4 protein-coding genes are annotated in these 1,823 nt (G+C 48.3%); all 4 read left to right on the top strand.

Annotation, left to right across the window (positions count from 1 at the left end; genetic code table 11):
* Window positions 1-437: 437 nt before the first annotated feature.
* Entirely contained in the window at window positions 438-644 is a 207-nt protein-coding gene (locus C5687_RS24090) for a hypothetical protein (protein WP_047359279.1), read from the top strand.
* Window positions 645-1,073: 429 nt separating this feature from the next.
* Window positions 1,074-1,319 carry a type II toxin-antitoxin system Phd/YefM family antitoxin gene (locus C5687_RS24085; protein ID WP_047359280.1) on the top strand — a complete coding sequence of 82 codons (246 nt, stop codon included), beginning with the start codon at window positions 1,074-1,076 and terminating at the stop codon, window positions 1,317-1,319.
* Window positions 1,300-1,575 carry a Txe/YoeB family addiction module toxin gene (locus C5687_RS24080; RefSeq protein ID WP_072058806.1) on the top strand — a complete coding sequence of 92 codons (276 nt, stop codon included), beginning with the start codon at window positions 1,300-1,302 and terminating at the stop codon, window positions 1,573-1,575. Before C5687_RS24085 ends, C5687_RS24080 begins: the two co-directional genes overlap by 20 nt.
* A 75-nt stretch (window positions 1,576-1,650) precedes the next feature.
* A partial coding sequence (locus tag C5687_RS25440; protein ID WP_146086313.1) for a J domain-containing protein occupies window positions 1,651-1,823 on the top strand: 173 nt, incomplete at its 3' end.

The following is a 1,823-nucleotide window of genomic DNA, read 5'->3' as shown; positions in this document are numbered from 1 at the left end:
AGCCCGGACCGCTCGCGGCTCAACGCCTCTTTAGTCAGAGAATGACTTGACCCGGTTGTGGGTCTGACAGATTTGGGCTGTTGTCTCAGTGTTCTCGGATTGGGCTGCCCGGTACAGTATCCCCGGAGGGACCCGGCTGTTTTACCTGTTGCCGGAGCACAGGGTGCGTCAGAGTGCACGGCTCATGGTTTGACTAAATACTAGCCAGGTTTTGCATGCGTGTGAATGTTGTTTTTTAAATGTTGCGCCTGACTCAGTTTAATAGCGGGTGTCGCAGGTACTCATATTGCCTGAATAAAGAACGCCGGGACTGACCGCCCCGGACCCCGCCAACGGTGACCGGACAGACAAAAAATTTGCCTGCCCGGTCACTGTTTTCACTCCAGGATGACCGTCGTGATGCCAGGATGGTGTCACAGAGAAAGCGGAGAGACAGAATGAAGCTGATTACGGTGGATGAGTCCGTGGTGAACGCGATAGTGGAATACTACGCACAGGGCAGTGAGGAGGCGCATGCAGAGGGAAACAGGATGTTCCTGCGTTATCTGCACGAGTTAACGGGAACACAGCGTGTGGCGGTTGAGGCGGCCAGAAAGCAGTCTCTGGCCGCGATAAATAAGGGGGGGGCGCTTCCCTGTGATTAAAATCGCATTTATGGACGGCTGATGTCTGTGCACTGGCCCGGAAATATTTTTCTCCGGTGAGGGGCTGATATGAGCTACCTTTTTCTTGTCGCCGGCACCGCACCAGGTGCGACGGTCCTTTTACAGAGTTGTCCTCATTTGACGGGCCTGGATGGCCCGTTCTTTTATGCTTTTAACGTCCAGAACCCTTTTCTCGGCCGAAATCACCTACTATGCAGTGGTGTGAATAGCCATGCATATGCGTAAAATAAATCAGGCGCGTTTCTGGCGGTTTTCGGTGTACTTGCCACCACCTTTTGCCCGTTAACCACCAGAAACGCCCTGAGGCCGTTTTAGCGGTGCGCGTAAGAAGGGATTATGGTAAATTCTATATGTACTTAATTGCGTACATGTTCTATACTGGTACTACAACTGAAGGGAGCCAATAAGATGCATGCAATCACTTTTACGGATGCCCGTAAACATTTTGCCGATACCATGAAGCGTGTTACCGATGATGCTGAGCCGGTACGAGTAATGCGGCGAGATGCACCTGATATCGTCATGATCGATGCTGGAGAGTATGAGGCACTCATAGAAACAGTGTATCTGTTCAGCAATCCTGCGAATGCTGCTCATATCAATGAGTCAATGAAACAGGCGGAGCGCGGCGAATTTGTCGAAGTGGAATATTAAGTTCACGAAGAATGGCGCTGATGATATCAATTACTGGCGTGGTACTGACAAAAAGAAGTTTGAACGTATCCGGCAGCTACTTCACAGCATCGAGTCTGATCCGTTAACTGGTATAGGGAAGCCTGAGCGATTACGCCATCACAAAGATCCTGCGCTCTATTCTCGGCGCATCGATCAGAGCCATAGGCTTGTTTATTCAATCCAAAACGGAGAAATTATCATCTACGCAGCGCGTTATCACTACGGCGATAAATAGAAATAAAAATATTTTACATTTAGCTATCGGGTTTATATTTTTTCTAAAAGGATTTTTCCAACTGATGATTTTAAAATGAGAACTCATTACGATAATTTGAAGGTGTCTCAGGATGCACCTGTCGAGGTGATTCAGGCTGCTTATAGGACCCTTGCAAAAAAATACCATCCTGATTTGAATCGAGATAATCCGGATGCGGAAAAAATCATGCAGATATTAAACGAAGCTTATGAGGTGCTTAGTGATCC

It is taken from the genome of Enterobacter sichuanensis, from assembly GCF_002939185.1.
In the GTDB taxonomy this organism is placed as follows: domain Bacteria; phylum Pseudomonadota; class Gammaproteobacteria; order Enterobacterales; family Enterobacteriaceae; genus Enterobacter; species Enterobacter sichuanensis.
The sequence above is the reverse complement of the archived record's forward strand: the minus strand, read 5'-3'. Positions and strand labels throughout refer to the sequence as shown.